This window comes from Streptomyces sp. SID3343 (assembly GCF_009865215.1).
GTDB lineage: Bacteria > Actinomycetota > Actinomycetes > Streptomycetales > Streptomycetaceae > Embleya.
This window is the reverse complement of the sequence record NZ_WWJX01001384.1, coordinates 1-4,014: the sequence shown is the minus strand read 5'-3', so window position 1 is coordinate 4,014 and position 4,014 is coordinate 1. Positions and strand designations below refer to the sequence as shown.

Here is a 4,014-nt window from a genome sequence, read left to right as displayed (position 1 = left end):
GTGCGGGTAGAGCGCGTAGTTCTGGAACACCATCGCGATGTCGCGATCACCCGGGTGCACGTCGTTGACGACGCGCTCGCCGATGCGCAACTCGCCACCGGTGATCGACTCCAGGCCCGCGATCATCCGCAGCAGGGTGGACTTGCCGCACCCCGACGGGCCGACCAGAACCAGGAACTCGCCGTCGGCGATGTCCAGATCCATGTCGTGCACCGCGACGTGCCCGTTCGGGTAGGTCTTGGACACCTGGTCCAACATCACCTGGGCCATGAGTGCTCCAACGTGCAGAAGGGGTGGTGGTGGGAAGGGGTCGCGGGCGCGGTCATTCCTTGACCCCGCCGCTGGTGAGGCCCGCGGTGATGAAGCGCAGGCCGAAGACGACGAGCAGCAGGGCGGGGACGGCGAGCAGGACGAGCGACGCGTTGTACTTGCCGATGTCCGAAGGGCTCGTCGCCAGATACTGCTGGAAGGACTGCACCGCCTTCGCCGCGGTCGTGTACTTCTCGTCGGTGAAGAACAGGCTCGGGAACAGGAAGTCCTGGAGCGACCACATGAAACACAGGATCGACAGGTTGACCAACGCGGGCCGGCACAGCGGCAGATACACCGTCCGGAAGACCTGCCAGTGCCCGGCCCGGTCCATCCGCGCCGCCTCGATCAGCGAGTCGGGGATGTTGTCGCCGAAGTTGCGCAGGAGCAACACCGCGAACGGCAGGGTCAACGCGGCCTCCGGCAGCGCGACACCGAGGTAGTTGTCGAACAGACCCGCCTCGCGGATCGTGTAGTACAGCGGTACCAGGATCGCGGTGCCGGGCACGGCCAGGCACAGCACGATGCCGTAGTACAGGGCCTCCTTGCCGCGGAAGTGCAGCTTGGAGAAGGCGTATCCGGCGAGAGCGCCGACGCCGACCACGATGCCCGCGTGCAGGACGGCGATGATGAACGAGTTCAGATACGTGTCGTAGATCGTGACGTCGCCGACCGGGTCGGTGAACAGTGCGGTGTAGTTGCCCGTCCCGCCGCCTTCGAGGGATCGCTTGATCGCCGCGTAGATCGGGAAGAGCCAGATCGCGCCCATCAACAGCAGCATCCCCTGGAGGATCCTGCGGTCGCGCTTGCGACCGGTGAGTACGCGCATGGCGTCGCTGGTGTCGGCCACGGTCTACTCCTCCGACTTTCCGGTGAAACGGAGCTGGATCGCGGACAACAGCAGCGCGAGCAGCAGGACGACCACCGCGGCGGCCGACGCGTAGCCGACCTGGGGGCCGGGCGAGGTGGCGTAGTTGTACACGTACGTGCCGGAGATCTCGGTACCGCCGGCCGGGCCGCCCTTGGTCGAGAAGAAGACGATCTCGAAGGCGCGGAAGGACATCAGCAGGATCGAGATGACCACGGTCTTGTGGGTGGTGCGCATGAGCGGGAACAGCATTGTGCGCAGCAATTGCCAAAACGACGCGCCGTCCAGGACGGCCGCTTCCAGAAGCGAGGTGTTCAGCGCGCTCAGGTCGGCGGTGTAGTACATGATCGGCAGGCCGACCAGATAGACGAAGATGCCGATGACCACCGCGTACGCCAGGCCCGGTTCGGTCAGCCAATGCCCGGCCAGGAAGTCCAGGTTCGCACTGCGCAGCGTCTCGTTGAGGGTGCCGTACCGGCTTTCCATCATCCCGCCGAACACCGAGGCGACCAGCGCCACCGGCATCAACGAGGGGACCAGGAAGACCGCGTAGAAGATCTTCCGGCCACGCATGCCCGTGCTCAGTACGACGGCCAGGAAGAAGCCGAGGGTGAGCGCGCCGGCGACGGCGGCGGCGGCGAACACGACGTTGTTCAACAGTGCCCGCAGGAAGCGGTCGTCGGTGAACAGGAGTCGGTAGTTTTCGAAGCCGATCGACTCCGGGTCCATGAAGGACAGGTCGGTGCGCTGGAAACTCGTGCGGGCCAGGAACGCGAAGCCGAAGACGTAGAACACGAGGTAGAAGGCGAGCAGTGGGACGAGGAACAGCAGCGCCGTGCGCAACATCCCCCGCTGCTGCGGGCCGTCGACCTTCTTGGCTTTGCGTGCGCGGCGCACGCCGGGCAGGCGGCGGGGGGCCGCCGGCCCGGTCCCGGCCGACGCGGTGTCGGCCGGGCCCGGGGCGGTGGTGGTCATGATGGGCGTCCTTGCCGATCGAGGGCGGTGCGGGTGGCCTGCCGCCTGCCTGTCCGGGTGTTCTCGGGCCGGCCGGCTTGCCTGCCGGCCGGGGGTCTACTTGCTGTAGCGACCGCTGGTGAACTCTTCCTGAAGCTTCTTCGCCTCGGAGGAGGGGTCGGAGCCCTGGACGACCTTCTTGACCGTGTCGCCGGCGATCACGGTGAAGTCGCTCATGTTGTTGCGCTCGCCGATCGAGGAGTCCACGAGCTGCTGGAGCGCGGTGTAGCCGGCCTTGGCGGTCTCGGTGGACAGCACGTCCGGCGCGAGCTCGAAGCCCTTCTTGCTCGGGAACAGACCCAGGTCCGCGCCCCACACCTTGACGCCGTCGCCGACGGTGAGGAACTTGAGCAACTCGGCCGCCTCCTTGGGGTGCTTGGCGTTCTTCGGGACGGCGAGGCCGGTCTCGATGAAGCCGCGCAGGGAGGGGGTCGCGGTCGGGTTCACGACGGGCAGGGCGGCGGCGCCGACGTCCTTGATGTCGATCTTGTTGGCGGTGCGGTAGGCCGGCGAGAGCATCCCGGCGTCCCACGTACCGCCCACGTAGAACGCGGACTTGCCGGACGCGAACAGCTCGGTGGCGCGCGTGCCGGTCAGGTCCAGCGTGTCCTTGCTCAGCGTGCCGTCCTTGTACAGACCCGCGTAGTCGCGCAGCGCGCCGATGTACGCGTCACTGTCCCAACGGCCCTTGCCGTAGCGGATGTCGTTGAACAGGGCGGGCGTGGTCTGCCCGGCCACGGTCAGCGCGACCTCGTCCTGGAACCACGAGTCGCCGGCCATCACGACGGGGATGCTGTCGGGCGCGGTCGCCTTGACCTTGGTGACGGCGTCCTTGAGCTCGGCCATGGTCTTGGGCACGGCGGTGACCCCGGCCTTGTCGAGCATGTCCTTGTTGTAGAACAGCGCGGCCGAGCCGAGTCGGCCCATCGGGACGAAGTAGAGCTTGCCGTCCTTGACCAGCTTCTTGCTCTGCTCCAACGCCTGCGGCGCGAGCTGGTTCAGCACGTCGTCGCCGATGCCCAGGTCGGCGATGGGGGTGAGCTTGCTGTGCAACTGCTCGGCCATCGCGGAGGTCTGCACACCGACCAGGTCGAGCTTCTGGCCGCTGTTGAGCGCCAGCGGAAGCTTCTTCTGGTAGTCCGAGTTCGTGCTGAGCTGGAGGTCGACCTTGATCTTCGGGTTGGCGGCCTCGAATGCGGCGATGGTCTTCTTGAGCGTCGCGTCGGTTGGGAACCAGGTCGAGTACTTGAGGGTGACCTTGCCGTCGGACGAGGACGACGCGCCGTCGTCGCCGCCACACGCCGAGGTCAGCAGCGCGAAGGCCGCGACGCCCGCCACCGTGCCGGCGAACCGCCGTATCCCTGAGCTCTTCATGGTTCTCCTTCGAGGGAACGACATCGGACGGTTCCGTCGCCCCGGGTCCGGACCGACCGACCCCGTGACCGAGCCGCGCAGGGCGCTTTGGGGGCACCTGCGGGGGATGTGAGGGTTTGCGGGCCACCTTTCAGGTGATCCCGCGCTGTGCTGGAGCCTATACATCCGATCTCTGGCCGCACAAGGGTTACCGAGTGCTGCGACCGACTCGATACCTCGGGTCCCGTTTCGCGGGCAATCCTGACCCCGACTGTGCTCCTGATTGCGGCTTTCACGGCACAATGCGCGCTTCGAGATCACCGGAGAGGTTGCTCAATCAGTATCGGAGTCGGCACATACATCGGCTCTTTGATGTGACTCTCGGGTGTGTAGAGCGTGTCCGTGCGGCACTTCGGGCCGTGGGGTGGTCCTGGGTGGGGCGTCGGTGGGGCGTTCGGGCGGGGGGGGTC

General features: G+C 66.7%; 4 protein-coding genes. All 4 read right to left on the bottom strand.

All coding sequences use genetic code 11. From position 1 onward, the window contains the following. The coding region (locus GT354_RS44160) for an ATP-binding cassette domain-containing protein (protein WP_161362821.1) at window positions 1-270 on the bottom strand (270 nt) is incomplete at its 3' end. 52 nt (window positions 271-322) lie between these two features. Continuing rightward, on the bottom strand, window positions 323-1,159 hold the full coding sequence (locus tag GT354_RS44155) for a carbohydrate ABC transporter permease (RefSeq protein ID WP_161362818.1): 837 nt from the start codon (window positions 1,157-1,159) through the stop codon (window positions 323-325). Window positions 1,160-1,162: 3 nt separating this feature from the next. Beyond that, entirely contained in the window at window positions 1,163-2,152 is a 990-nt protein-coding gene (locus tag GT354_RS44150) for a sugar ABC transporter permease (protein ID WP_161362816.1), read from the bottom strand. A gap of 96 nt (window positions 2,153-2,248) precedes the next feature. Further along, window positions 2,249-3,565 (bottom strand): sugar ABC transporter substrate-binding protein, encoded by a 1,317-nt coding sequence (locus GT354_RS44145; RefSeq protein ID WP_161362814.1) that lies wholly within the window; start codon window positions 3,563-3,565, stop codon window positions 2,249-2,251. Between the last annotated feature and the right edge of the window lie 449 nt (window positions 3,566-4,014).

What these genes read in the sequence shown, in the direction of transcription:
- GT354_RS44150 (WP_161362816.1), bottom strand. Translation starts at nt 2,152, where the DNA reads ATGACCACCACCGCCCCGGGCCCGGCCGACACCGCGTCGGCCGGGACC.
- GT354_RS44145 (WP_161362814.1), bottom strand. Translation starts at nt 3,565, where the DNA reads ATGAAGAGCTCAGGGATACGGCGGTTCGCCGGCACGGTGGCGGGCGTC.